This is a genomic window from Pseudomonas idahonensis, assembly GCF_037903935.1.
Lineage (GTDB): Bacteria > Pseudomonadota > Gammaproteobacteria > Pseudomonadales > Pseudomonadaceae > Aquipseudomonas > Aquipseudomonas danubii.
In genome coordinates this window covers 4,711,867-4,737,722 of record NZ_CP149586.1, presented here as the reverse complement: position 1 = coordinate 4,737,722, position 25,856 = coordinate 4,711,867, and the positions used below count along the sequence as shown (strand labels likewise).

The following is a 25,856-nucleotide window of genomic DNA, read 5'->3' as shown; positions in this document are numbered from 1 at the left end:
GAATGCAAAAAGATCAGTGACGATGCTGGCGAGTCACCCCGGCATCGAATTGCGCGACCACCTGTTGCCAGCCGGCGGCGGCCAGCGTCGCGTCGCTGAGATCGACCGGCACGGCGACGGACGGGGCGCGGTTGAGCCAGATGTCCACCTTGGCCTGATCTTCGGTGTCCAGGCGCATCAGGAAGGAGCCGGCCACTTGCGGGTTCTGGCTCAGGCCCAGGTAGGCCTGGTCCTGCAATTGCCAGGCATGGCCACCACGGCTCACCGAGCTGGCGTCCTGGGCAAAGGGGGCGAAGCCTTCCTCGGCCAGTTGCTCCGGGCTCGGCAGCGTCTGGCTTTCGGCCTGCAGCAGATGGATCTCGTCGAGGGTCACTCGCAGGTCGGCGTAGATGCCTTGTTCGCCGGCGCTCAGATCGCGGCGGGCGTCGAGCTGGTGGCTGGCGACGCTGGCGGTTTCGACTGTTTCGCCGCGCCACAGCACCACGCTGCCGGCGACACACAGAATCAGCAGGCACAGCAACAGGACGTAGAGGGTTTCGTGACCGGCGCCGGCGGGGCGCACGACCTGGGTGGTGGCAGGAGTCATGGGGTCTCGATATCCGCTTGGTCGATCTCGACCACGTGACCGGGGCCGGCATCGAACAGCACGTAGAACTCGCTGGAGGGTTTCTTGAAGGTCAGGGTCGAATCGCTGCCGAGCTTGCCTGGCACGAGGATGGTTTCGTCGTAGCCGATCACGTCCAGGGTCACCCCCGGAGCGCCGCTGCCATCGGAAAAACCGCCGGTGCAGCGGATCTGCTCGGCGTCGATGGCCTTGCACTCGCACATCGGGTTGTGGGCCAGGGCGCTGTGGCTGAAGGCGGCACCCAGCAGCAACAGGGCAGCGGCGCCGAGGCGCCGGGTGGATACTGCGCGAATCATCATTTGCCTCCTTGTTTTTCGAGCCAGGCCACGGTGGCGGGGGACGCCTGGCTCAGGGGAATGGATGCCTGGTGCATGCTGCCGTCCCAGCCTTCCAGGGTGATCCACAGCTCAGCGTCGGCTTTGGTCTTTTGCGGAATCGGCAGGCTGGCCCCCATGCGGTACGGGCTGCCGAAGAAGATCACCCCGGCGGCCCGCAGGCTGCGGGGTTTGCCGATGCGCAGGTAGGTCGCCTTGACCGGTTCGATGCAGGCCTGGCACAGGGCGGCGTTGAAGCTTTTCAGGTAGCCGGCGGGGCCATCGCTGCGCGGCGCTTCGTTGCGCATCTCGGCCAGGCGCAGGCTCCAGGGGCCGACCTGGATTTCACCGATCTCCCGTTCCCCCAGGCCGCTGTCGCCGCGAAACAACGAGGCATCGGCGAGGTACTTGGGCATGAAGCCCAGGGGGATCAGCAACAGCAGGATGTTCAGGTGAAAGCGCCATTTATGCCAAAGCCGGCTCAGCTGCGAAGGCGCGGTTGCGCTGTGGGTCTGGCTCACGGGTGGCTCTCCGAAGTTTCGATGCTCATGGCCGGGGTGGGCGTCGGCACGGGTTTGCTCGCGGGACGCGCCCGAGCGGCCTTCTCCTCACGCTTGAGGGCGTTGGCGGTGGCCAGGGCGGTGCGCTTGGTCCAGATCAACAGCCCGCTGAGGACCATCATGCTCAGCACCAGACCGAAGAAGAACCAGATCAGCTTGACCCAGATCCCGCCAAAATCACCGGTGTGCAGCGGGCGCATGGACTCGGTGACGAACTCCAGGGTGCTGCGGTCCCCCAGCAGGTGAGAGGTGTCCAGGGAGCCGGTGTAGGGGTTGATGTTGGCGGTCTGGTACATCAGCGGGTACCAGCCACGACCGCCTACGTACAGGTGGCTGTAGGCATTGCTTGGCAGGCTGACGAAGCTGATGTCGAAACCGGGGATCTTCTGGGTGGCGATGCCGATGGCCTGGTCCAGGCCGATCATCGGCGCGGGGCTGCCGTCGGTGGTGGTCGGCACCTGCTCCCGGGCGATGACCGGAACAATGGGTTGGCTGGAAATGCTGATGTGGTTGTCGGCGAGCACGGCCTCGATCAGGAACCAGATACCGGTGATCGAGATCACCGTGATAAACCAGATGGACCAGATGCCGCTCAGGCGGTGGAAGTCGCCCCAGAAGATCCGTGCCCCATGGCGCAGGCGCAGGGTCGGCTTGAGAAAGCCCTTCCAGAACTTCTTGTAGACCACCAGCCCGGTGATCAACGAAATCAGCAGCGGCAGGCCGAGGAACGACACCAGGTACCAACCCCAGCTGTAGCCGTTGGTGAAGGGCACCAGCCACCAGCCATGCAGGGCCCGGGTGAAGCCCTGGAAGTCGAACACTGGGCTGGTGCCCTGGATCGCCCCGGTGTAGGGGTTGACGTACAGCGTTGGGGAACGGCCGTCCGGGTAGCTGACGCTGACACTCAGGGCGAAATGGCTTTCGTCCGGGGTCACGATGGTATCGATGCGTGTGCTGGGGTCGGCCTGCTTGATGGCCGCCACGATCTGGTCGTAATTGAGCGGCTGGGCATCATCGCTGGGTTTACTGGCTCGGATATCCGGATTGGCCAGCCATACGATCTCCTGGCTGACCACCGCCAGGGTGCCGGTGACACAGACGATCAGCACGAAGAACCAGATGGGCAGGGCCAGCCAGCTGTGCACCAGAAACCAGATTTTTGAACGGGACTTCTTCGACATGGAGTGGGCGTCTTGATTCGAGGAATGGAGCGGCACTGGAACCCTGGGCCGAGCCCGGCGCAAAGGTGCCGGGCATAGCCTTGGCCAACGCGGCCTGCTGCATCTAATTAAGACGAATGAGAATCGTAAATCCTGAAAGGCGATATGAAAGTAAATGTTACGAAGCCAGGGAAGCCCCGTAAAAATGCGGTTTTTCCTGGGCTTTCGGTTTGTGCATCAGGGGCGGCTGACCGGTGTAGGAGCTGGCTTGCCAGCGAAGGGGAGCGTGAGATCACCTTCGCCGGCAAGCCGGTTCCTACGGTCTTGGGCGCCAGGGCGTGTCAGTGGGGTTGTTGCTGGAACATTTCCTGCGCCCGCCGGCTGATTTCCTCGGTACTCAGGTCTTCCTTGCGGCTGGCCAGGAACCACACATGGCCGAACGGGTCACGCAGGCTGCCGCTGCGGTCGCCGTAAAACTGGTCCTTGACTGCCGACACCTCGGTGCCGCCGACGGCCAATGCCCGGGCGAAGCTGCGATCGACATCCTCCACATACAGATGCAGCCCAACCGACGTCTTGTGGCTGTCCGGGCTTTCCATCGGGGTTTCCTCGCAGGGGCTGCCGAGCATGATGGCCGAGCCGCCGATGCGCAGTTCGGCATGGCCCACGCTGCCGTCGGGCATCTCCAGGCGCATGGTTTCCACCGCGCCGAAGGCCTGCTTGTAGAACTCGATGGCCTCGGCGGCGCGCTTGATGCCCAAGTAGGGAGTGACGCCGTTGAAGCCTTCGGGAATGGGTTTGACGCTCATCTGGGTTTCTCCTTGATGTTGTTGGAAACGGGTCCGTCGCTGGATCGAGCAGCTTTCACTCTATACCCGGGAACCTTCGGTACCGGTGTGGGCTGACGAGGTGTCGTCCAGGCAACAGCGACTCACTGTTGGCCCAACAACAGCCCTCCAGCAATTTGTCTGGCGGCCCGCTGGGCAACCGCCAGGAACGGGCTGTAAGCCCTTGAATTCACAGGGCTGATCTTTCGGCACAGAAGCTGCAATGGCGGGGTGGAACCTTCATTCGCCCGAGAGCGCTGTATGTCTTCATTGCCTGAATCTGCCTTTTATCCCCTGCATACCCCGGCCGCCCATGTGATCCGCGATGGCGCCGAAGCGTTGATCGTGGCCCGGCGCGTGGCTGCCGTCCTGCTGGAGCAGGACGCCGAGCGCGACCGCACTCGTGAGGTGCCGTCGCAGGTGGTCGACCTGTATTCCAACAGTGGCCTGTGGGGCATCAGCGTGCCCCGGGAATATGGCGGTGCACAGGTGTCCTACGCGGTGCTGGCCGAGGTGATCGCCATCATTTCCGCCGCCGATCCGTCCCTGGGGCAGATCCCGCAGAATCACTACTGCCTGCTGGAAGACATCCGCCTGCAAGGCACCCCGGAGCAGCAGGCGCATTTTTTTGCCCTGGCCCTGCAAGGCCACCGTTTTGCCAATGCGCTGTCGGAAACCGGCGGCAAGAACGTTCAGGACATTCAGGCCAGCATCCGGCGCTCAGGTGACGGTTACGTGATCAACGGCCGCAAGGGTTACTGCACCGGTTCGCTGTACGCCCACTGGCTGGCGGTGCTGGCCCTGGACGAGCAGGGCCGCGGGCAACTGGCCTTTGTGCCCCGGGGCAGCGAAGGGCTGGTGGTGATCGATGACTGGGACAGCATCGGCCAGCGCACCACGTCCAGCGGCACGGTGCTGGCGCAAAACCTGCTGGTGCCGGCCTTCAACCTGTTCCCCACCTATCGCTCCTATGAAAGCCCGACCCTGGCCGGGCCCTTCGCCCAGCTGACCACGGCGGCCATCGACGCCGGCATAGCCCGGGCGGCGCTACGGGACACCATCGCCTTTGTTCGTCAGCACGCCCGGCCGTGGATCGACGCCGGGGTGGAAAAGGCCAGTGAAGATCCACTGACCATCATCCAGGTGGGGGCCCTGGAGATCCGCCTGGAGGCCGCCGAAGCCCTGCTGGAACGGGCCGGCCTGGCCCTGGATGCGGCGCGTCCGGCACCTGATGAAGACAGTGTCGCCCGGGCTTCCCTGGCGGTGGCCAAGGCCAAGGTGCTGACCACCGAGATCGCCATCGAGGCCAGCAACAAGCTGTTCGAGTTGGGTGGCACCCGCTCGACACTCAAGCGCCACAACTTCGACCGCCACTGGCGCAATGCCCGGGTGCACACCCTGCACGACCCGGTGCGCTGGAAGTACCACGTGGTGGGCAACTGGCTGCTCAACGACATCAAGCCACCGCGCCACGATTGGTCCTGATGCCATGGCCGAGTGGTTCAAGAACATTTATTGGGCCGATATCGCCCAGGCCTGTCTCGACACCCTGAGCATGCTCGGTGCGGCCCTGGGCTTTACCGTGCTATTGGGGCTGCCGCTGGGGGTGCTGCTGTTTCTCACCGGCCAGCGCCAGTTGCATGAAGCCCAGGGCATCTATCGAGTGCTGTCGGTGCTGGTCAACGTGCTGCGTTCGTTGCCCTTCATCATCCTGCTGATCGTGCTGATTCCCCTGACCACCCTGCTGGTGGGCACCTCCCTCGGCGTGCCGGGCACCATCCCGCCGCTGGTGGTGGGCTGTACACCGTTCTTTGCCCGGCTGGTGGAAACCGCCCTGAGGGAGGTGGACCGTGGAGTGGTGGAGGCGACCCAGGCCATGGGCGGCAGCACCTGGCAGATCATCCGCCACACGTTGTTGCCCGAAGCCCGAGGTGGCCTGCTGGCAGCGGTCACGGTGACCGCCATCGTGCTGGTGGACTACACCGCCATGGCCGGAGTGATCGGCGCTGGCGGGCTGGGGGACCTGGCCATTCGCTACGGCTACCAGCGTTTCCAGACCGACGTGATGCTGGTCACCGTGGTCTTGCTGCTGGTGCTGGTGCAGGCCCTGCAGATGACCGGCGACCGTCTGGTGGCGCGCTACAGCCGACGTTGAATCAAACCCGTGAATAACAAACACCCAAAACACACGGCCCACGTGCGCCTCACGACGGCTGTCAGTCATCTGCCTTAGGAGCAACTTCATGAAAAAGACCCTGGCCGTATTGGCCGCTGTGCTGTCCTTGAGCGTGCATGCCAACGAGAAGCTGGTGGTGGGCGCCACCCCGGTTCCTCACGCCGAGATCCTCGAATTCGTCAAACCCGAGTTGGCCAGGGAGGGCGTGGACCTGGACATCAAGGTCTTCACCGACTTCATCCAGCCCAACCAGCAATTGGCGTTGAAGAACCTCGACGCCAACTACTATCAGTACCGGCCGTTCCTCGATGACTTCAACAAGACCCGGCACACCGACCTGGTGCCGGTGGTGGGGGTGCACATCGAGCCCTTCGGTGCCTATTCCACCAGGATCAAGCACATTGCCGAGCTCAAGGACGGCGCCACGGTGTCGATTCCCAACGACCCGGTGAACACCGGTCGTGCCCTGGTGCTGCTGCATGAGGCGGGGCTGATCAAGCTCAAGGACCCGAGCAACACCCTGGCCACCCCGCGTGACATCGTCGACAACCCCAAGCACCTGAAGATCCGTGAACTGGAAGGCGCCTTGCTGGCCCGTTCGGTGAGCCAGGTGGACCTGGCGTTCGTCTTCGCCAACTACGCCCTGGAGGCCGGGATCGACACCAACAGCGCCTTGATCGTAGAGAAGGGCAAGGACCTGTACATCGAGTTCCTGGTGGCCCGCCCGGACAACCGCAACGACCCGCGGATTCAGAAACTGGCCAAGGCGCTGAACTCCGACGCTGTGCGCCAATTCATCCTGACCCGCTACAAAGGCCAGATCGCCCCCGGCTTCTGAGCATCGCCCCATCCCCGGCCGTAGGAGCTGGCTTGCCAGCGAAGAGGCTCGTGAGATCGCTTTCGCCGGCAAGCCGGCTCCTACGAGGGAAGCCGGCTACCGGGTGGTGGCGTCGGGCTCCAGCAGGCGAGCGCCCGGGCCGGCGTCTCCCAGGGCATCCCCATGGTTGCGCAACGGACACCCTTCCATGGACAGGCAGCCGCAACCAATGCACTGGTTCAGCCGCTCGCGCAGCAGGCTCAGTTGGCGGATGCGTTCGTCCAGTTCGCGGCTCCACTGTTCCGACAGGCGCTGCCAGTCCGCGGCAGTGGGCGCGCGGTCGGCGGGCAGGGTCGCCAGGGCCTGGCCAATCTCTGCCAGGGGAATGCCCAGGCGCTGGGCCACCTTGATCAGGGACACGCGACGCAGCACCGAACGCGGGTAGCGCCGCTGGTTGCCGGCGTTGCGGTTGCTCTTGATCAGTCCTTTGCTTTCGTAGAAGTGCAGCGCGGTCACGGCCACGCCGCTGCGGGCCGAGAGCTGGCCCACCGTCAGTTCTTTGTGGAGGGCGTCGGGTTCGATCATTAAAGGGCACCAGGATGAAAAACAGGCTTGACCTTGACTTAACTAGAGGTTTTACCCTGCAGCGCATTCAATCGCAAGATTCTGTCCGACCGCTGTAAGGAGCTGTTCATGACCGCATTTGAGAGAAACCGCAGTTTCACCCAGTTGATCGAGTTCGAGATCGAACCGCACCAGCAGGTGGCTCTGGTGTCGGCCTTGTCCGCGCAGACCGAGCGCCTGGCCCAGGGCTATGACGGCTTTCTCAGTGCCAGTGTGCAGGCCAGCGACGACGGTCGGCGGGTGCTCAATTACCTGCAATGGCAATCCCGGGAAGCCGGCGAGGCGGCCTTCGAGCGTTTCGAGAGCGGCGAGCAGGATTTCTGGCAGTTGATCCTGACCCATCAGGCCAAGACCGTGACCTTCGGTTCGTTCCAGGTGCTGAGCAGTATTGCCCGCAGCCAGGACAATGCCTTGCACTGCAACCTGCTCTAGATCGACAACTGCAGGGTGCGTTCGCTGTGGGCGTCCACCGGGCGCCGCTTGTTGACCGCCAGTTCGCCGATCTTGATCAGCCGGGTGCGGGTGACGTTGCGGCTCAGGCCCAACAGGTTGGCGGTGTGCACCTGGTTGTAGTGGCTGAAGTGATAGGCCGCCCGCAGCAGGGCGTCCTCGACCTTTTCATGCAAGGCGCCGGCCTGTTCGGCGAAGAGTTTCTGGAAGGCCCGGTCCAGCAGCGCTTCGGCGGAGTCGTCGTGGCTGGGATGGCTGTCGTCGGCACGCTCGATGCGCATGTTCGACAGGCGCAGGTCATCGCGCTCGATCACGCCGTTGCGGCAGATCAACAGGGTGTGGTGGATGACGTTTTCCAGTTCGCGAATGTTGCCCGGCCAGCTGTAGCTCTTGAGTTTGTGTTCGGCCTCTTTGCTGATGCTGATGCTGCCGTAGCCCAGGCGCTGGCTGTAGGCCTCGATGAAATGCCGGGTCAGGGGCAGGATGTCGCCGGGGCGTTCGCGCAGCGGGCTCAGTTCCAGGCTGACCACGTCCAGGCGGTAATACAGGTCCTCGCGAAAGTGCCCGGCGTTGATGGCCTTTTCCAGTTGCACGTTGGTGGCGGCCAGGACCCGCACATCGATGGGAATGCTTTTGCGCGAGCCCAGGCGCACCACTTCGCGCTCCTGCAGCACCCGCAGCAGCTTGACCTGGATGGCCATGGGCAAATCGCCGATCTCGTCGAGGAACAGGGTGCCGCCGTCGGCCTCTTCGAACCAGCCGGCCTTGGCGCTGAGGGCGCCGGTGAAGGCGCCTTTTTCATGGCCGAAGAGTTCGGCCTCCACCAGGGATTCGGAGAAGGCGCCGCAGTTCACCGCCACGAACGGCCGGTTGCGCCGGGCGCTGAGGTTGTGGATATGGCGTGCTACCAGCTCCTTGCCGGTCCCGGTTTCACCGATGATCAGCACGCTGGCTTCACTGGGTGCCACCTGTTGCAGGTGCGCCAGCAGGGCCTGGGATTTCGGGTCCTCGAACACCTGGGCGGTGGCGCGGATCGAGGTCGCCAGGGCGGGCGAAGGCGGTAGGGTCAGCAGCTGCATCGGCACTCTCCGTGAACAAAAGGGCTAGGAGTAAAAAGTCGGGGTCGGCAGGGACTGGTTCAGTGCCCAGTCACCCAGTTCGTGGAGCTTGTAGTCCAGCGGGTCGTGCAGGGTCTGGGTGCGCAGGTTGCGCCAGTGGCGGTCCAGGCGCAGGGAGGCGTGGGTCGAGCGTGCGCCGGTGACTTCGAACAGCCGGCTGCACAGGTCCAGGCCCTGGCGGCTGGCGGCAACCTTGGCGGTGGCGATCGCCGTGGCCAGGTGCCCGCGCTCCTCGGCACTGAGGTTCGGGCCTTTGGCCCAGGCCTTGTCCAGCAGCGCGGCGGCCCGTTCCACCAGCAGGCGGATGCCTTCCAGGGCCACCCAGAATTCGCCGTAGTGGCTGAGGATGTAAGGGTCCTGGCGCACATCCTGGGCGCTGGATTTATGCCAGACCCGGGTTTCGCTCAGGGTGTATTGCCGGGCTTCCTCGAAGGCGCCTTCGGCAATGCCGAGGAACATGTGGGTAAAGGTCAGCTGGGCGATCAGCGGGCGCAGGCAGGCGAACGGGGTGCTCAGCGGGCCCGGGTCCAGCAGCAGTTCCGACTCTTCCACCCTGACCCGTTCAAAGGTGGCGCTGCCGCTGTCGGTCTGGCGCTGGCCCATGTTGTTCCAGTCGTTGTGCAGGGTGATGCCGCTGCGACCACTGGGAATGGCGGCGATCAGCAATTTGCCGCCGTTGCTCTCATCCACCGCCGAGGCGATGAGCATTTCCGAATCGCTGGCCCCGGAGCAGAAGCTCTTCTTGCCGGAGAACTCGCGCCAGCCGCCGAGGTTCTTGACCAGGGTGCGGGTGTCCAACGGGTTGAGGGCGTTGCCCCAGAACCAGTTCTTGCGCGCGGTCTGTTCGAACCAGGGTTGCCATTGTTCGGGCTTGGCGAACAGGCGCACGGTGGCCAGCATCAGGTGATGGAAGCCGAAGACGTGGGCGATGGAGCTGTCGACCCGAGCGAACTCGCGGACGATGTTCAGGGTTTCGCTCCAGGGCGCGCCGAGCCCGCCGAACTGGGTGGGGATGCTCAGGGCCAGCAGGCCACTGTGGCGCAGTGCATCACGCTCGGCTTTGGGGGTGCCGCCACGTTCATCGCGTTCGACGGCGGTGAGGGCAAACTCGGCGGCCAGTTGGCGGGCGGTCTGCAAGGGGGACAACAGGGCGCTTTGCGGTTTGGCAGTCACGCGGTGTTCCTCGTTCGTGGCCGTTGCGGCGGCCGGGAAAAGGTGCTGCGAGCTGTAGGAGCTGGCTTGCCAGCGAAGAGGGCCGGAAGATCGCCTGCGCCGGCAAGCCGGCTCCTACAACAGCTTTGGGGATTTCAGCGGCTGTTGGGCAACACGTCATTGGCGATCATTTCGCCGAACGGCCCGGTGAGGTTGGTCACACCGCGGCCGGCCAGGCTGGCATAGGGTTCCGGCAGCAGTGGGAACACCAGTTCGGCGAAGCGGTAGGCCTCTTCCAGATGCGGGTAGCCAGAGAAGATGAAGCTCTCGATCCCCAGGTCGGCGTATTCCTTGATGCGCTCGGCCACTTGTTGCGGGTTGCCCACCAGGGCGGTGCCGGCGCCACCACGCACCAGGCCGACCCCGGCCCAGAGGTTGGGAGCAATCTGCAGTTGATCGCGGCGACCGCCGTGCAAGGCGGCCATGCGCCGCTGACCTTCGGAGTCGAAGCGCGCGAAGGATTGCTGGGCGGCGGCGATGGTGTCGTCACTGATGTGTTCGATCAGTTTGTCCGCCGCTTTCCAGGCTTCGTCCTCGGTTTCGCGGACGATCACGTGCAGGCGAATGCCGAACTTCACCGTGCGGCCCTTGCGCGCAGCGCGTTCGCGCACGTCGGCCAGCTTTTGGGCAACCGCCGCCGGAGGCTCGCCCCAGGTCAGGTACACGTCCACCTGATCGGCGGCCAATTCGTGGGCGGCCTCGGAGGAGCCGCCGAAGTACAGTGGGGGGTAGGGTTTCTGCACCGGTGGATACAGTGCCTTGGCGTTCTGCACATGCAGGTGCTTGCCTTCGAAGTCCACGGCTTCGCCTTGCAGCACCCGGCGCCAGATCTGCAGGAATTCGTCAGTCACTTCGTAGCGTTCGCTGTGGCTGAGGAAGCTGCCGTCGCCACGGTTCTCGTCCGGGTCGCCACCGGTGACCACATTGATCAGCAGGCGGCCGTTGGACAGCCGGTCCAGGGTGGCGGCCATGCGCGCGGAAACAGTGGGGGAGATGATCCCCGGGCGAATCGCCACCAGATAGCGCAGGCGCTCGGTCAGCGGCACCAGGGCCGAGGCGATGACCCAGGAGTCTTCGCAGGAGCGTCCGGTGGGAATCAGCACGCCGTGGTAACCCAGGCTGTCCGCAGCCTGGGCGACTTGCTTGAGGTAGTTGAGGGTGACCGGGCGGGCGCCCTGGGCAGTGCCCAGGAAGTGGCCGTCGCCGTGGGTCGGAAGAAACCAGAACACATCCATGACAAGTCCTTAAGCGATTTTCAGCAGGTTTTTCGGGTGAGCGCCAAACAGCGGCGCGGCCCGTTCGGCGGCCAGCTGGATGCGGGCTTTCAACAGTTCGCTGGTGATCTGGTAGTGGCTGAAGTCGGCTTCGGTGGCGTACACGCCAATCGGCAGGGTCAGGGCCTGGAAGAAACTGAACAGCGGACGCAACTGGTGATCCAGCACCAGGGCGTGGCGTTCGCTGCCTCCGGTGGCGGCCAGCAGCACCGGGGTATCGATCAAGGCGTTCAGATCGATGAGGTCGAACAGGTGCTTGAGCAGCCCGGGGTAGGAGCCGCGATAGACCGGGGCGGCAACGATCAACAGGTCGGCGTTTTCGATGGCCTGGAGCTCGGCCTCGACCTCGGCCGGCAGTTCCTGGCGCGACAGGGCTGCGCCTAGCGGACGGGCAATATCGCCCAGTTCGATGAGGTGGCTGTTGATCGGCAGGTGCCCGGACAGTTCGTCCAGCAGGGCCTGGGTCAGCACCAGGGTGCGGGACGGGCGCCAGGTTCCACCGGAGAGGGCAACGACGTTCAAGGGACGGGACATGATCGGTTCCTTTTTAAACAGTGGCTCTACGAGCAATGGCAGGTGTCCTGGATCGGGAGCAAGAGCTGTACCAACCCGTTAAAGCCTTGTATTACGGAGCTTTCCGGCGATCCGGTGCGGATTGGCTGCTGTTGCGCAGGCACTGTTTTGTTGATCGACTGTTGCCGGACGAACAGTTGCCAGGGCAACAGTTGGGCAACGCAATGCAGCTGTTATAAAGGCTTGCTGTTATTCCTCAAAAGAGCTTGTTTCCATATTTATAGGTCTTTATGGAATATAAGGAGCGACTGCCAAGGCCTTGGAACGGTCAATAGCGACTATCGAGCTGGATGATTTTTGTCAGTGCCGGGGCGCGAGTAGCCTTTGTTCATTGTTCGCAACCCGCTCCAGGTGCTCGCCATGAAGGCTTCCTCCGTTGTTCTGTCGATGTTGGTTTTTAGTGTGCTGGCCGGCTGTGCCAGCCCGGGCACTCCTGAGCTGCGTCCCTACACGGCCGAGGAAACCCGCGAACTGGCGCTGGAAGCCTTGAATCGCCGCGGCTTGTCATTCGATGAGTACCAGCAGAAAAAGGCCGAGTTGCTTGGCCGTCCTGCGGCGTTCGACCGCCAGGGCGAGATGAGCGCCCAGCGCAATATCAGTCGACACCATCCGGCCAGTTGAAGAGAACTGTACGGGTCGAAGTTTTGCGTAACTGTCCGTGGGTTTCAGGCAGGCCCTGAGTTAGGGTCGAGGCCTGATCGCCCTTGCCCAGGACCTTGCATTCATGACCCTTTCCGTTGACCTGCTGTTGGCGTTCGCCCTGTTTGCCCTGGTCACTTCCATCACGCCCGGCCCTAACAACACCCTGTTGCTGGCCTCGGGGGTGAACTTCGGCTTCAACCGTTCCATTCCTCATATCCTCGGCATCAGCTGCGGTTTTTTCGTTCTGGTGCTGGCGGTTGGCCTGGGCCTGGGGGCGGTGTTCGAGGCCTATCCGTTGCTGTACAGCGTGCTGCGATATGTCGGAGCGGCGTACCTGCTGTACCTGGCTTGGAAGATCGCCCGTTCCGGGCCCATATCCGAGGAGCAACAGGGCCAGGGGCAACCTTTGGGGTATTGGGGGGCTGCGGCGTTTCAGTGGGTCAATCCCAAGGCCTGGGTGATGGCGGTGGGGGCCATCAGCACTTACACCCCGTTGCAGGGCTACTTCACCAATGTGCTGGTGATCGCGGCGGTGTTTGCTTTGATCAACGCCCCTACGGTCAGCCTCTGGGCCGCGTGCGGCAGCCTGTTGCGCAATGTGCTGCGCAATCCTCGCTGGCTGCGCCTGTTCAATCTGGGAATGGCCGGATTGCTGGTGATTTCCCTGGCGCCCTTGCTGCTGGAGAACATCAGTTAAGCGGCGCTTCAACGCGTTGCCCCGAGCCTGTTAAGCTGCGTCCCAGGAGCGTTCCTACGCACTTTTAAACGAAGGTGTTCTTCTTTAACTGCATCCGATCGCGTATTGCTCAGTGCCCGCTGTTGACGCGCCGTTCTTGTACGGCGCGCTTGTGCATCATCTTCTCTGAGCCAATGCCGATCCTGGAACAAGCTCTGCGGGTCTTCAGTCATGAACAAACGTCCTCTTTATTTCGACTACGCCGCCACCACGCCGGTGGATGAGCGGGTCATCCAGGTCATGCTGGAATGTCTGGGTTTCAACGCCAATTTCGGCAACCCGGCGTCCAGTTCCCATGCTTTTGGCCAGGAGGCGCGGCGCAGTGTCGAGCGCGCCCGGCAACAAGTCGCACAGTGCGTGGGTGCGCAGCCTGAGCAGATCGTCTGGACTTCCGGCGCCACCGAATCCAACAACCTGGCGCTCAAGGGCGTAATGCAGGCCCGAGGCCTGAGCGGTGGGCACATCATCACCAGCCAGATCGAACACAAGGCGGTGCTCGACACCGCCCGCCAGTTGCAGGAAGCCGGCGTGGCGGTGACCTATCTGGTGCCCGACGCCGACGGGTTGATCACCGCCCAGGCGGTCAGTGAAGCCTTGCGCGACGACACTTTTCTGGTGTCGTTGATGCTGGTCAACAACGAACTGGGCACCCTCAACGACATCCCGGCGATTGGCCAGGTGGTGCGTGAGCGAGGTGCGCTGCTGCATGTGGATGCGGCCCAGGGGGCCGGCAAGGTGGCGATTGATCTTGGGCACTGGCCGGTGGACCTGATGTCGTTTTCCGCCCACAAGGTGTATGGCCCCAAGGGCATCGGCGCGCTGTATGTCGGGCCGCGGGCGCAGCAGCGGCTGCTGGCACAGATTCATGGCGGCGGTCACGAAGGCGGATTGCGTTCCGGGACCCTGGCCACCCATCAGATCGCCGCGATGGGCGCGGCCTTTGCCCTGGCGGGTGAGTTGTTCGAGGAAGAAACCGCGGCCATCGTCCGCTTGCGCCAGCGACTGCTGGAGCAACTGGCGGGCATTGCCGGCCTGCGCTTGAATGGCAGTGTCAGCCAGCGCATTCCCCATACCTTGAGCCTGACTTTCAGCGAGGGGGGCTTCGACTCGGCAGCACTGAGTGCGTCCCTGGCGTTTTCCGCGACCTCGGCCTGCAATTCGGCGAGCAATGCGCCTTCCCATGTGCTGCTGGCCCTGGGGCACGATGCATTGCAGGCCAGTCGCACCATTCGCTTGAGCCTCGGGCGTTTTACCACCGAGGAGGATGTGGATCGCGCCGCACAATTGATCAAGGCGTCATGCGCCACTGCTCCGGCGTTCTGGGCCGGAGCCCAGTCTTGAGGGTCGAGTGATCTCGATCTTCCATAACAATGAATAAGCCGGTTAAGGAGACACAATGAGTACCCAGCCTTCGACCCAGGGAGTGGTCCCCCAGCGCTTGGCGCACGTCCGTCAGTTGATGAGCCGCGAAGGCATTCATGCCTTGTTGGTGCCGTCGGCCGACCCGCATCTGTCGGAATACCTGCCGGGTTACTGGCAGGGGCGCCAGTGGCTGTCGGGCTTCCATGGCTCGGTGGGCACGCTGATCGTGACCGCGGATTTTGCCGGAGTCTGGGCTGACAGCCGTTACTGGGAACAGGCCAGCAAGGAGCTCAAGGGCAGTGGTATCGAACTGGTGAAGTTGCAGCCGGGCCAGCCTGGCCCCCTGGACTGGCTGGCGGAGCAGACTCCGCAAGGCGCGGTGGTGGCGGTAGATGGCGCGGTGATGGCTGTGGCCTCGGCCCGCACCCTGAGCGCCAAGTTGCAGGAGCGCGGAGCCCGTCTGCGGACCGACATCGATCTGCTCCAGGAAGTGTGGAGTGATCGTCCCGCGTTGCCGGATCAGCCGGTGTATCAACACTTGCCGCCACAGGCGACGCAGAGCCGTGTGGAGAAGCTCGGCAAGCTGCGTGAAACCCTGAAGGAGCGTGGCGCGGATTGGCATTTCATCGCCACCCTCGACGATATCGCCTGGCTGTTCAACCTGCGGGGGGCGGACGTTTCGTTCAACCCGGTGTTTGTGTCCTTCGCCCTGATCAGCCAGCAGCAGGCCATTTTGTTCGTGGCCTTGAGCAAGGTCGATGACCACCTGCGTGGGGTGCTGGAGGCGGATGGCGTGAGCCTGCGGGACTATTCGGAAGTGGCGGCGGCGCTGCGCGCAGTGCCTGAAGACGCGACCTTGCAGATTGATCCGGCACGGGTCACCAGCGGCCTGCTGGACAATCTGCTTCCCGGGGTGAAGCTGCTGGAAGGGCTCAATCCCACTACCTTGGCCAAGTCGCGCAAGAGCCTGGCGGACGCCGAGCACATTCGCCAGGCCATGGAGCAAGACGGCGCGGCCCTCTGTGAATTCTTCGCCTGGTTGGAGAGTGCCCTGGGGCGTGAACGAGTCACCGAGCTGACCATTGATGAACACCTGACCGCCGCCCGTGAGCGGCGTCCGGGTTATGTCTCCCTGAGCTTCAATACCATTGCCGCATTCAATGCCAATGGGGCGATGCCTCATTACCACGCCACGCCTGAAGAACACGCGGTGATCGAGGGCGATGGCCTGTTGCTGATCGACTCCGGCGGCCAGTACCTGGGCGGCACCACCGATATCACCCGCATGGTGCCGATCGGTAAACCGAGTGCCGAGCAGAAGCGCGATTGCACCCGAGTGCTCAAGGGCGTTATCGCCTTGTCCCGGGCGCAGTTCCCTCGGGGCATTCTTTCGCCGCTGCTGGATGCCATCGCCCGTGCGCCGATCTGGGCCGAAGGCGTGGATTACGGACATGGCACCGGGCATGGTGTCGGCTACTTCCTGAATGTGCATGAGGGGCCGCAGGTGATTGCCTATCAGGCCGCACCGGCGCCGCAAACCGCGATGCAGCCGGGGATGATTACCTCCATCGAACCGGGGACCTATCGTCCCGGGCGTTGGGGGGTGCGGATCGAGAATCTGGTGTTGAACCGTGAGGCAGGTACGACCGAGTTTGGTGAGTTCCTGAAGTTTGAAACCCTGACGTTGTGCCCGATCGACAGCCGTTGCCTGGAACCGTCGTTGCTGACTCAGGATGAGCGCGAGTGGCTCAACGCTTATCACGGTGATGTTCGCCGGCGTCTCAGTCCGCTGTTGGAAGGGGCGGCGCTGGAGTGGTTGCAGGCGCGCACTGCAGCGATCTGATGCAAGGCCTCACCCGCGCAACGCGGGTGAGGTGGCTGCGGCGACTCAAGCGTTGCCGCAGATGCCGGTGGTCACTTGCTCAAGGCTTCCCGGACGAAGTCGAGCCGATCCTGACCGAAAAACAATTCCTCACCCACGAACATGCTGGGAGCACCGAATACTCCCCGCTGCAACGCCTGTTCGGTGTTGTTCCTGAGAGCGGTCTTGACGTCTTCGGCATTGCTCAAATCGAGGATCTGCTGTGGGTCGAAACCGCCTTGCTCCAGGACCTGGGCGACGCTGGCGGCGTCGTTGAGGTTGCGTTTGTCGACCCAGAGTGCGCGGAACAGGCAGTCGATGAAATCGATGAAGCGTTCCGGTAAATGCATCTGCACTCCGGTCGTGGCGCGCATCAGCAGCAGGGTGTTGATGGGGAAGTGCGGGTTGAAATTGAGCTCCACCTGATAGCGCTGGGCGAAGCGCGCCAAGTCCTGCAGCATGTAGCGGCCTTTGGCGGGGACGCTGATGGGGGACGCGTTGCCGGTGGTCTTGAAGACGCCGCCCAGCAGCATGGGTTGGTAGACCAGTTGACTGTCGGTCTGGGCACAGATCTTCGGCAGTTGGGTGTAGGCCAGGTATGAAGTCGGGCTGCCCAGATCGAAGAAGAACTCCACCTTTTTATTCATGATGCAGATTCCCTGATTGTTGTTATGGAAGGGGATTACCAGCGTTCGTTCCAGGGGCGCAGGTCCAGTTCGAAGGTCCAGGCATCACGGGGCTGGCTGTGCAGGTACCAGTAGTTCTCGGCGATATGCTCGGGGTTGAGGATGCCGTCCTGATCCTTGAGGGCATATTTCTCGGGAAAGCTGGTGCGGATGAAGTCGGTGTCGATGGCGCCGTCGACGATGATGTGGCCTACATGGATGTTCAAGGGCCCCAGCTCCCGGGCCATGCTCTGGGCCAGGGCGCGGATACCGTGCTTGGCGCCGGCAAAGGCGGCAAAGCCCGCAGCGCCGCGGACCCCGGCGGTAGCGCCAGTGAACAGGATGGTGCCGCGCTTGCGGGTGACCATGCGCTTGGCCACCTCGCGGGCATTGAGGAAGCCCGAAAAACAGGCCATCTCCCAGATCTTGAAGTATTTGCGTGCGGTTTCCTCAAGGATGCTGCAGGGCACGTTGGCGCCGATGTTGAAGACGAAGGCTTCGATCGGACCGATCTGGGTTTCGATCTGTTCGATCAGTGCCACCACGTCTTCTTCTTTGCGCGCATCGCAGGCAAAGCCATGGGCTTGGCTACCGGTTTGCTGGATGGCCTCCACCAGCGGCTGCAGTTTGTCCGCGCTGCGTCGGGTCACGCAGGCAGTAAAGCCTTCTGCGGCGAAACGCTTGGCAATGGCACCACCGGTGGCATCACCGGCACCGACCACCAGTACGACTTTGTTCTTGTTCGAGGCTGTAGTCATGGGAGGCTCGCTATTGGGTAAACGATCGTTAACTAAACGAACGTTATGCTATGATTTTTCTGTCGTCAAGCGAGCAGGGGAGTCCATCAGGAATGCGTTATTCAGTCGGCCATAAGCAGGAAACCCGTGAACGCCTGCTACAGAGCAGTGCCACCCAGGCCAAGAACAACGGTTTTTCTACTGTCGGTGTGGATGCGTTGATGAAGGCCATCGGCCTCAGTGGCGGGGCTTTTTATACGCACTTCACGTCCAAGGACGAGTTGTTCGGTTCCATCGTCGAGCGCGAGTTGAGCCAGAGCCTGGAGCGCTTGGGCGGGGAGGGGCGGCAGAATCAGGCAAAGCTGCGGCGCTGCCTGAAGCAGTACTTGAGTGTGGCGCATCTGCAGCAGCCGGGAGCGGGCTGTGCGTTGCCAGCGTTGGGTGCGGAGATTGCTCGGGGCAGTGTCGAAGTCCGACAGGAGGCGCAAGACTGGATCTGCCGTTTGCATCAAGCTTGGGCGCAGACTTTAGGTAGCGAAAGCCTGGCCTGGTCGATTCTGTCGCAGTGTGTCGGCGCGTTGGTGGTGGCGCGAATGCTGGTGAGCCCGAGTATCCAGCAGCAGGTGCTGGCGTCGAGTCATGAACAGATCATTGGGCAGCTGGAAGGGCTGCCCGAAGATTGAACGGCGCCACTATTTGCAGATGATGATCATGCTGCGGCTGGTGTAACCGGCTGGGTTCAGGCCGAAGGGGTAATCCCCCGGGTCCTCCACGGCATCACCAGATTTGGCGATCACCTTGTAGCCTTTGGGGCCGCAGGACTGGGTGGCCTTGGTGTAGCACTTGTCCCAAGAAGAAGACAAACCCGAGCAGTTGATGTGGAGTCCTTTCTTACCCCGTTTGACTTCAGTTTTCGCGGTCGCAGCGCAGCCTGCAATGGCAAGTACGGCCAACATTATCAAAAATCGTTTCATCCCCGTCCTTATCGCTAGCCCCGGATCTAACGCCCGAGTGTGACTGCATTAGCTATGGTCTTTTGCGTTTGCGATATCCCTGTCTGACAACTCCATGGCTGACGTTGAGTAGCCGACTAAACATGGCCTAATTGAACGGCAATTACCAGAGTTGAATCTCAATCAACCGCAACTAATGGTTTGGACTCGCGGCGCATGGTCAGGGTTGCCCCTACGGAAGCAAGGATGATGCAGGCGATGGCCATCCATTGCGCGAGGGAAAGGTATTCGTGCAGGAACAGCAGGCCGGAAAGTGCACCGAAAGCGGGTTCGATACTCATCAGGGTGCCAAAGGTGCGCGCGGGCATGCGAGTCAGGGCGACCATCTCCAGACTATAGGGAAGCGCGGTAGACAAGATGGCCACGCCCAGGGCTACGGGGATCAAGGAAGGTGTGAGTAGTGCGGCGCCGGCGTGGACGATGCCAATAGGGGCGACGAAGAGTGCCGCGATCATGACTCCCAGGGCTGCGGTCTGGATACCGTTTTCGGCCCCGGCCTTTTGCCCGAACAGGATGTACAGTGCCCAGCAGACTCCAGCCCCGAGTGCGTAGCCTGCGCCCACTAGGTCGATGGCGGTTTCGGTAGCTCCAGTGGGAATCAGCAGGAGCAGTCCGACGATGGCCAGGGCGATCCACAGGAAGTCGATAGCCTTGCGTGAGGCGTAGATGGCCACCGCCAATGGGCCGGTGAACTCCAGAGCGACAGCGATTCCTAGGGGCACGCTTCTCAGGGACATATAGAAGAGGAAGTTCATCCCGCCCAGGGCCATGCCGTAGACAATCACGGTGCGCAGGGTATTGGCGGTGAACTTGGCGCGCCAGGGTCTTAATAGAAGCAGCATGATGATGCTGGCGAAGATTAGGCGCAGGGTGGTCGTGCCTTGGGCGCCAACGACGGGGAACATGCTCTTGGCCAGGGAGGCGCCTGATTGAATCGAGGCCATGGCAATGAGCAGTAACCCCACCGGAAACAAGGTCGAGGCAAGGCTGCGCGGTTGGTCGTTCATGCGGGGAGTCATCCAGAGTCTGAGGGGAGGAGCACGTGGGTCATGATGCTTAACTAATGCTCGATGAGCAATATAGTGCGCAAAGTCTTTTTTGCGCCTCTATATAGACGCTGCCGGTAGGGCTTTTTGCGTTGAATCATAGAAAATGCAAATTAAGTGTTGACGGCAGATTCTACAGGTCTATAATTCGCCCCACTTCCGGCGCAGTCGAAACGGAAAACTCCTTGAGATTCAACGAGTTACGCGGTTTTCGGCAGCGGTTACGCTTCAGTTCATCGAAGCCAGAAGCAGTTGGTAAGGCAGTGTGTTTTCGCCTTATTAACGATTCGATCCTCTCGGTCGAAAGCGGTTAAAAAGAGGTGTTGACAGCAGCGTGTAACGCTGTAGAATTCGCCTCCCGCTAACGAGAGATCGGAAGCGCAAGTGGTTGAAGTTAAAAAGGAAACTTTGAAAACTTCTTAAAAAAATCACTTGACAGCAAGTGAGGCTGCTGTAGAATGCGCGCCTCGGTTGAGACGAAAGATCTTAACCAACCGCTCTTTAACAACTGAATCAAGCAATTCGTGTGGGTGCTTGTGGAGTCAGACTGATAGTCAAAAAGATTATCAGCATCACAAGTTACTCCGCGAGAAATCAAAGATGTAACCAACGATTGCTGAGCCAAGTTTAGGGTTTTCTCAAAACCCAAAGATGTTTGAACTGAAGAGTTTGATCATGGCTCAGATTGAACGCTGGCGGCAGGCCTAACACATGCAAGTCGAGCGGCAGCACGGGTACTTGTACCTGGTGGCGAGCGGCGGACGGGTGAGTAATGCCTAGGAATCTGCCTAGTAGTGGGGGATAACGTCCGGAAACGGGCGCTAATACCGCATACGTCCTACGGGAGAAAGTGGGGGATCTTCGGACCTCACGCTATTAGATGAGCCTAGGTCGGATTAGCTAGTTGGTGAGGTAATGGCTCACCAAGGCGACGATCCGTAACTGGTCTGAGAGGATGATCAGTCACACTGGAACTGAGACACGGTCCAGACTCCTACGGGAGGCAGCAGTGGGGAATATTGGACAATGGGCGAAAGCCTGATCCAGCCATGCCGCGTGTGTGAAGAAGGTCTTCGGATTGTAAAGCACTTTAAGTTGGGAGGAAGGGCAGTTACCTAATACGTGATTGTTTTGACGTTACCGACAGAATAAGCACCGGCTAACTCTGTGCCAGCAGCCGCGGTAATACAGAGGGTGCAAGCGTTAATCGGAATTACTGGGCGTAAAGCGCGCGTAGGTGGTTTGTTAAGTTGGATGTGAAAGCCCCGGGCTCAACCTGGGAACTGCATCCAAAACTGGCAAGCTAGAGTATGGTAGAGGGTGGTGGAATTTCCTGTGTAGCGGTGAAATGCGTAGATATAGGAAGGAACACCAGTGGCGAAGGCGACCACCTGGACTGATACTGACACTGAGGTGCGAAAGCGTGGGGAGCAAACAGGATTAGATACCCTGGTAGTCCACGCCGTAAACGATGTCAACTAGCCGTTGGGAGCCTTGAGCTCTTAGTGGCGCAGCTAACGCATTAAGTTGACCGCCTGGGGAGTACGGCCGCAAGGTTAAAACTCAAATGAATTGACGGGGGCCCGCACAAGCGGTGGAGCATGTGGTTTAATTCGAAGCAACGCGAAGAACCTTACCAGGCCTTGACATCCAATGAACTTTCTAGAGATAGATTGGTGCCTTCGGGAACATTGAGACAGGTGCTGCATGGCTGTCGTCAGCTCGTGTCGTGAGATGTTGGGTTAAGTCCCGTAACGAGCGCAACCCTTGTCCTTAGTTACCAGCACGTTATGGTGGGCACTCTAAGGAGACTGCCGGTGACAAACCGGAGGAAGGTGGGGATGACGTCAAGTCATCATGGCCCTTACGGCCTGGGCTACACACGTGCTACAATGGTCGGTACAAAGGGTTGCCAAGCCGCGAGGTGGAGCTAATCCCATAAAACCGATCGTAGTCCGGATCGCAGTCTGCAACTCGACTGCGTGAAGTCGGAATCGCTAGTAATCGCGAATCAGAATGTCGCGGTGAATACGTTCCCGGGCCTTGTACACACCGCCCGTCACACCATGGGAGTGGGTTGCACCAGAAGTAGCTAGTCTAACCTTCGGGAGGACGGTTACCACGGTGTGATTCATGACTGGGGTGAAGTCGTAACAAGGTAGCCGTAGGGGAACCTGCGGCTGGATCACCTCCTTAATCGACGACATCAGCTGCTTCATAAGCTCCCACACGAATTGCTTGATTCATTGAAGAAGACGATAGAAGCAGCTTTAAGCTCCAAGCTGATAGCTCCAAGCTAACAGTTACAAGCTCGAAATTGGGTCTGTAGCTCAGTTGGTTAGAGCGCACCCCTGATAAGGGTGAGGTCGGCAGTTCGAATCTGCCCAGACCCACCAATTTTGTTATGGGGCCATAGCTCAGCTGGGAGAGCGCCTGCCTTGCACGCAGGAGGTCAGCGGTTCGATCCCGCTTGGCTCCACCATAAACTGCTTCTGAAAGCTTAGAAATGAGCATTCTGCTTGAATGTTGATTTCTAGTCTTTTGATTAGATCGTTCTTTAAAAATTTGGGTATGTGATAGAAAGATAGACTGAACGTTACTTTCACTGGTAACGGATCAGGCTAAGGTAAAATTTGTGAGTTAAATTGCAAATTTTCGGCGAATGTCGTCTTCATAGTATAACCAGATTGCTTGGGGTTATATGGTCAAGTGAAGAAGCGCATACGGTGGATGCCTTGGCAGTCAGAGGCGATGAAAGACGTGGTAGCCTGCGATAAGCTTCGGGGAGTCGGCAAACAGACTTTGATCCGGAGATCTCTGAATGGGGGAACCCAGCCATCATAAGATGGTTATCTTGTACTGAATACATAGGTGCAAGAGGCGAACCAGGGGAACTGAAACATCTAAGTACCCTGAGGAAAAGAAATCAACCGAGATTCCCTTAGTAGTGGCGAGCGAACGGGGACTAGCCCTTAAGTGGCTTTGAGATTAGCGGAACGCTCTGGAAAGTGCGGCCATAGTGGGTGATAGCCCTGTACGCGAAAATCTCTTAGTCATGAAATCGAGTAGGACGGGGCACGAGAAACCTTGTCTGAATATGGGGGGACCATCCTCCAAGGCTAAATACTACTGACTGACCGATAGTGAACTAGTACCGTGAGGGAAAGGCGAAAAGAACCCCGGAGAGGGGAGTGAAATAGATCCTGAAACCGTATGCGTACAAGCAGTGGGAGCAGACTTTGTTCTGTGACTGCGTACCTTTTGTATAATGGGTCAGCGACTTATTTTCAGTGGCGAGCTTAACCGAATAGGGGAGGCGTAGCGAAAGCGAGTCTTAATAGGGCGTCTAGTCGCTGGGAATAGACCCGAAACCGGGCGATCTATCCATGGGCAGGTTGAAGGTTAGGTAACACTGACTGGAGGACCGAACCGACTACCGTTGAAAAGTTAGCGGATGACCTGTGGATCGGAGTGAAAGGCTAATCAAGCTCGGAGATAGCTGGTTCTCCTCGAAAGCTATTTAGGTAGCGCCTCATGTATCACTGTAGGGGGTAGAGCACTGTTTCGGCTAGGGGGTCATCCCGACTTACCAAACCGATGCAAACTCCGAATACCTACAAGTGCCGAGCATGGGAGACACACGGCGGGTGCTAACGTCCGTCGTGAAAAGGGAAACAACCCAGACCGTCAGCTAAGGTCCCAAAGTTATGGTTAAGTGGGAAACGATGTGGGAAGGCTTAGACAGCTAGGAGGTTGGCTTAGAAGCAGCCACCCTTTAAAGAAAGCGTAATAGCTCACTAGTCGAGTCGGCCTGCGCGGAAGATGTAACGGGGCTCAAACCATACACCGAAGCTACGGGTATCACGTAAGTGATGCGGTAGAGGAGCGTTCTGTAAGCCTGTGAAGGTGAGTTGAGAAGCTTGCTGGAGGTATCAGAAGTGCGAATGCTGACATGAGTAACGACAATGGGTGTGAAAAACACCCACGCCGAAAGACCAAGGTTTCCTGCGCAACGTTAATCGACGCAGGGTTAGTCGGTCCCTAAGGCGAGGCTGAAAAGCGTAGTCGATGGAAAACAGGTTAATATTCCTGTACTTCTAGTTATTGCGATGGAGGGACGGAGAAGGCTAGGCCAGCTTGGCGTTGGTTGTCCAAGTTTAAGGTGGTAGGCTGGAATCTTAGGTAAATCCGGGGTTCTAAGGCCGAGAGCTGATGACGAGTTACCTTTTAGGTGACGAAGTGGTTGATGCCATGCTTCCAAGAAAAGCTTCTAAGCTTCAGATAACTAGGAACCGTACCCCAAACCGACACAGGTGGTTGGGTAGAGAATACCAAGGCGCTTGAGAGAACTCGGGTGAAGGAACTAGGCAAAATGGCACCGTAACTTCGGGAGAAGGTGCGCCGGTGAGGGTGAAGGACTTGCTCCGTAAGCTCATGCCGGTCGAAGATACCAGGCCGCTGCGACTGTTTATTAAAAACACAGCACTCTGCAAACACGAAAGTGGACGTATAGGGTGTGACGCCTGCCCGGTGCCGGAAGGTTAATTGATGGGGTTAGCTAACGCGAAGCTCTTGATCGAAGCCCCGGTAAACGGCGGCCGTAACTATAACGGTCCTAAGGTAGCGAAATTCCTTGTCGGGTAAGTTCCGACCTGCACGAATGGCGTAACGATGGCGGCGCTGTCTCCACCCGAGACTCAGTGAAATTGAAATCGCTGTGAAGATGCAGTGTATCCGCGGCTAGACGGAAAGACCCCGTGAACCTTTACTATAGCTTTGCACTGGACTTTGAATTTGCTTGTGTAGGATAGGTGGGAGGCTTTGAAGCGTGAACGCCAGTTTGCGTGGAGCCATCCTTGAAATACCACCCTGGCAACTTTGAGGTTCTAACTCAGGTCCGTTATCCGGATCGAGGACAGTGTATGGTGGGTAGTTTGACTGGGGCGGTCTCCTCCTAAAGAGTAACGGAGGAGTACGAAGGTGCGCTCAGACCGGTCGGAAATCGGTCGTAGAGTATAAAGGCAAAAGCGCGCTTGACTGCGAGACAGACACGTCGAGCAGGTACGAAAGTAGGTCTTAGTGATCCGGTGGTTCTGTATGGAAGGGCCATCGCTCAACGGATAAAAGGTACTCCGGGGATAACAGGCTGATACCGCCCAAGAGTTCATATCGACGGCGGTGTTTGGCACCTCGATGTCGGCTCATCACATCCTGGGGCTGAAGCCGGTCCCAAGGGTATGGCTGTTCGCCATTTAAAGTGGTACGCGAGCTGGGTTTAGAACGTCGTGAGACAGTTCGGTCCCTATCTGCCGTGGACGTTTGAGATTTGAGAGGGGCTGCTCCTAGTACGAGAGGACCGGAGTGGACGAACCTCTGGTGTTCCGGTTGTCACGCCAGTGGCATTGCCGGGTAGCTATGTTCGGAAAAGATAACCGCTGAAAGCATCTAAGCGGGAAACTTGCCTCAAGATGAGATCTCACTGGGATCTTGAATCCCCTAAAGGGCCGTCGAAGACTACGACGTTGATAGGTTGGGTGTGTAAGCGCTGTGAGGCGTTGAGCTAACCAATACTAATTGCCCGTGAGGCTTGACCATATAACACCCAAGCAATTTGCGAACTCGAAAGAGACCAGATTGCGGTGTGTGAAGACGAAACAAACCGAAAGTTTGCACAACACACAAATCTATTACATACCCATTCGCTGGCACGTTGCATGAGCAACGGACTGGCTACCGAATTTCTTGACGACCATAGAGCGTTGGAACCACCTGATCCCATCCCGAACTCAGAAGTGAAACGATGCATCGCCGATGGTAGTGTGGGGTTTCCCCATGTGAGAGTAGGTCATCGTCAAGATTAAATTCCGAAACCCCAATTGCGAAAGCAATTGGGGTTTTGTTTTTGCGCGGAGAAAAAGCCAAGTCCTACAGCGACCAGAAAGAACATTGCCCACGCATAGCCCCACAACCGCAGTGAGGGCCAGCACCATTGATCACTCGTGATGGAAATCCCCTCAAAAACAGTGAGTGGTTTTTGCTATGGTGCAGCTCTTTTTAAGGACTT

At 60.0% G+C, this 25,856-nt stretch carries 23 protein-coding genes, 2 tRNA genes and 3 rRNA genes; 14 read left to right on the top strand and 14 right to left on the bottom strand.

Going from position 1 to position 25,856, the window contains the following annotated elements; genetic code table 11:
- Nucleotides 1-13 precede the first annotated feature (13 nt).
- The 5 genes from WIN67_RS21215 to WIN67_RS21195 all read right to left on the bottom strand — a co-directional run bounded on the left by WIN67_RS21215 (nucleotide 14) and on the right by WIN67_RS21195 (nucleotide 3,468).
- Nucleotides 14-586, bottom strand: coding sequence for a DUF6162 family protein (locus WIN67_RS21215; protein ID WP_102880386.1), 573 nt, complete (start codon nucleotides 584-586; stop codon nucleotides 14-16).
- On the bottom strand, nucleotides 583-921 hold the full coding sequence (locus WIN67_RS21210; protein ID WP_102860965.1) for a hypothetical protein: 339 nt from the start codon (nucleotides 919-921) through the stop codon (nucleotides 583-585). The genes WIN67_RS21215 and WIN67_RS21210 overlap by 4 nt, the downstream gene beginning before the upstream one ends.
- On the bottom strand, nucleotides 921-1,460 hold the full coding sequence (locus WIN67_RS21205) for a thiamine pyrophosphate-binding protein (RefSeq protein ID WP_102880384.1): 540 nt from the start codon (nucleotides 1,458-1,460) through the stop codon (nucleotides 921-923). The genes WIN67_RS21210 and WIN67_RS21205 overlap by 1 nt, the downstream gene beginning before the upstream one ends.
- Nucleotides 1,457-2,680: a PepSY-associated TM helix domain-containing protein gene (locus WIN67_RS21200; protein ID WP_110597222.1), complete on the bottom strand. Its 1,224-nt coding sequence runs from the start codon at nucleotides 2,678-2,680 to the stop codon at nucleotides 1,457-1,459. The genes WIN67_RS21205 and WIN67_RS21200 overlap by 4 nt, the downstream gene beginning before the upstream one ends.
- Before the next feature lie 320 nt (nucleotides 2,681-3,000).
- Nucleotides 3,001-3,468, bottom strand: a complete 468-nt coding sequence (locus WIN67_RS21195) for a VOC family protein (RefSeq protein WP_110597223.1) — start codon at nucleotides 3,466-3,468, stop codon at nucleotides 3,001-3,003.
- A gap of 279 nt (nucleotides 3,469-3,747) precedes the next feature.
- On the opposite strand from WIN67_RS21195, the gene WIN67_RS21190 reads away from it, so the two are divergent.
- The 3 genes from WIN67_RS21190 (at nucleotide 3,748) to WIN67_RS21180 (ending at nucleotide 6,500) form a co-directional block, all read left to right on the top strand.
- Nucleotides 3,748-4,971: an SfnB family sulfur acquisition oxidoreductase gene (locus WIN67_RS21190; RefSeq protein ID WP_123394238.1), complete on the top strand. Its 1,224-nt coding sequence runs from the start codon at nucleotides 3,748-3,750 to the stop codon at nucleotides 4,969-4,971.
- 4 nt (nucleotides 4,972-4,975) lie between these two features.
- Nucleotides 4,976-5,641, top strand: a complete 666-nt coding sequence (locus WIN67_RS21185) for a methionine ABC transporter permease (protein ID WP_110597225.1) — start codon at nucleotides 4,976-4,978, stop codon at nucleotides 5,639-5,641.
- A gap of 88 nt (nucleotides 5,642-5,729) precedes the next feature.
- The gene (locus WIN67_RS21180; protein WP_102880379.1) at nucleotides 5,730-6,500 is read left to right on the top strand and encodes a MetQ/NlpA family ABC transporter substrate-binding protein; all 771 of its coding nucleotides are present in this window, start codon (nucleotides 5,730-5,732) and stop codon (nucleotides 6,498-6,500) included.
- Nucleotides 6,501-6,596: 96 nt separating this feature from the next.
- Here WIN67_RS21180 and soxR read toward each other — a convergent pair whose 3' ends face one another.
- Entirely contained in the window at nucleotides 6,597-7,064 is a 468-nt protein-coding gene (gene soxR / locus WIN67_RS21175) for a redox-sensitive transcriptional activator SoxR (protein ID WP_123394240.1), read from the bottom strand.
- A gap of 108 nt (nucleotides 7,065-7,172) precedes the next feature.
- On the opposite strand from soxR, the gene WIN67_RS21170 reads away from it, so the two are divergent.
- On the top strand, nucleotides 7,173-7,535 hold the full coding sequence (locus tag WIN67_RS21170) for an antibiotic biosynthesis monooxygenase (protein ID WP_339070010.1): 363 nt from the start codon (nucleotides 7,173-7,175) through the stop codon (nucleotides 7,533-7,535).
- Here WIN67_RS21170 and WIN67_RS21165 read toward each other — a convergent pair.
- The 4 genes from WIN67_RS21165 to msuE form a co-directional block, all read right to left on the bottom strand.
- Nucleotides 7,532-8,632 (bottom strand): sigma-54 interaction domain-containing protein, encoded by a 1,101-nt coding sequence (locus WIN67_RS21165; RefSeq protein ID WP_170002703.1) that lies wholly within the window; start codon nucleotides 8,630-8,632, stop codon nucleotides 7,532-7,534. The genes WIN67_RS21170 and WIN67_RS21165 overlap by 4 nt on opposite strands.
- A gap of 24 nt (nucleotides 8,633-8,656) precedes the next feature.
- Entirely contained in the window at nucleotides 8,657-9,844 is a 1,188-nt protein-coding gene (locus WIN67_RS21160) for an acyl-CoA dehydrogenase family protein (protein WP_339070009.1), read from the bottom strand.
- 134 nt (nucleotides 9,845-9,978) lie between these two features.
- On the bottom strand, nucleotides 9,979-11,118 hold the full coding sequence (gene ssuD, locus WIN67_RS21155) for an FMNH2-dependent alkanesulfonate monooxygenase (RefSeq protein WP_102880373.1): 1,140 nt from the start codon (nucleotides 11,116-11,118) through the stop codon (nucleotides 9,979-9,981).
- A gap of 9 nt (nucleotides 11,119-11,127) precedes the next feature.
- Complete coding sequence (gene msuE, locus WIN67_RS21150) at nucleotides 11,128-11,691, bottom strand: FMN reductase (RefSeq protein WP_102860977.1); 564 nt, start codon at nucleotides 11,689-11,691, stop codon at nucleotides 11,128-11,130.
- A 399-nt stretch (nucleotides 11,692-12,090) separates the two neighbouring features.
- Between msuE and WIN67_RS21145 the strand changes: the two genes are divergently transcribed.
- The 4 genes from WIN67_RS21145 to WIN67_RS21130 all read left to right on the top strand — a co-directional run bounded on the left by WIN67_RS21145 (nucleotide 12,091) and on the right by WIN67_RS21130 (nucleotide 16,313).
- A complete protein-coding gene (locus WIN67_RS21145) occupies nucleotides 12,091-12,351 on the top strand; it encodes a hypothetical protein (protein WP_102880371.1) in 261 nt (86 codons plus the stop codon).
- Between the two features lie 103 nt (nucleotides 12,352-12,454).
- Nucleotides 12,455-13,069 carry a LysE family translocator gene (locus tag WIN67_RS21140; RefSeq protein WP_123394244.1) on the top strand — a complete coding sequence of 205 codons (615 nt, stop codon included), beginning with the start codon at nucleotides 12,455-12,457 and terminating at the stop codon, nucleotides 13,067-13,069.
- A 210-nt stretch (nucleotides 13,070-13,279) separates the two neighbouring features.
- Complete coding sequence (locus WIN67_RS21135; protein ID WP_268563006.1) at nucleotides 13,280-14,449, top strand: cysteine desulfurase family protein; 1,170 nt, start codon at nucleotides 13,280-13,282, stop codon at nucleotides 14,447-14,449.
- Nucleotides 14,450-14,504: 55 nt separating this feature from the next.
- Entirely contained in the window at nucleotides 14,505-16,313 is a 1,809-nt protein-coding gene (locus WIN67_RS21130; protein ID WP_339070008.1) for an aminopeptidase P family protein, read from the top strand.
- Between the two features lie 71 nt (nucleotides 16,314-16,384).
- Here WIN67_RS21130 and WIN67_RS21125 read toward each other — a convergent pair whose 3' ends face one another.
- Both WIN67_RS21125 and WIN67_RS21120 read right to left on the bottom strand, forming a co-directional pair.
- A complete protein-coding gene (locus WIN67_RS21125; RefSeq protein WP_115580595.1) occupies nucleotides 16,385-16,978 on the bottom strand; it encodes a 2-hydroxychromene-2-carboxylate isomerase in 594 nt (197 codons plus the stop codon).
- Nucleotides 16,979-17,013: 35 nt separating this feature from the next.
- Nucleotides 17,014-17,754, bottom strand: coding sequence for an SDR family oxidoreductase (locus WIN67_RS21120; RefSeq protein WP_102860983.1), 741 nt, complete (start codon nucleotides 17,752-17,754; stop codon nucleotides 17,014-17,016).
- Nucleotides 17,755-17,846: 92 nt separating this feature from the next.
- On the opposite strand from WIN67_RS21120, the gene WIN67_RS21115 reads away from it, so the two are divergent.
- A complete protein-coding gene (locus WIN67_RS21115; RefSeq protein WP_102880367.1) occupies nucleotides 17,847-18,416 on the top strand; it encodes a TetR/AcrR family transcriptional regulator in 570 nt (189 codons plus the stop codon).
- 9 nt (nucleotides 18,417-18,425) lie between these two features.
- On the opposite strand, the gene WIN67_RS21110 is transcribed toward WIN67_RS21115, so the two are convergent.
- Complete coding sequence (locus WIN67_RS21110) at nucleotides 18,426-18,707, bottom strand: hypothetical protein (RefSeq protein ID WP_102880366.1); 282 nt, start codon at nucleotides 18,705-18,707, stop codon at nucleotides 18,426-18,428.
- A gap of 158 nt (nucleotides 18,708-18,865) precedes the next feature.
- On the bottom strand, nucleotides 18,866-19,753 hold the full coding sequence (gene rhtA, locus WIN67_RS21105) for a threonine/homoserine exporter RhtA (RefSeq protein WP_102860986.1): 888 nt from the start codon (nucleotides 19,751-19,753) through the stop codon (nucleotides 18,866-18,868).
- A 696-nt stretch (nucleotides 19,754-20,449) separates the two neighbouring features.
- On the opposite strand from rhtA, the gene WIN67_RS21100 reads away from it, so the two are divergent.
- The 5 genes from WIN67_RS21100 to rrf all read left to right on the top strand — a co-directional run bounded on the left by WIN67_RS21100 (nucleotide 20,450) and on the right by rrf (nucleotide 25,649).
- Nucleotides 20,450-21,988, top strand: a 16S ribosomal RNA gene (locus tag WIN67_RS21100).
- Between the two features lie 123 nt (nucleotides 21,989-22,111).
- Nucleotides 22,112-22,188 (top strand) — tRNA-Ile (locus WIN67_RS21095).
- A gap of 10 nt (nucleotides 22,189-22,198) precedes the next feature.
- Nucleotides 22,199-22,274 (top strand) — tRNA-Ala (locus WIN67_RS21090).
- A gap of 221 nt (nucleotides 22,275-22,495) precedes the next feature.
- Nucleotides 22,496-25,387, top strand: a 23S ribosomal RNA gene (locus tag WIN67_RS21085).
- Between the two features lie 146 nt (nucleotides 25,388-25,533).
- Nucleotides 25,534-25,649: ribosomal RNA gene (rrf, locus tag WIN67_RS21080) — 5S ribosomal RNA — on the top strand.
- Together the 16S, 23S and 5S rRNA genes with 2 tRNA genes alongside form the textbook arrangement of a ribosomal RNA operon.
- Nucleotides 25,650-25,856 lie beyond the last annotated feature (207 nt).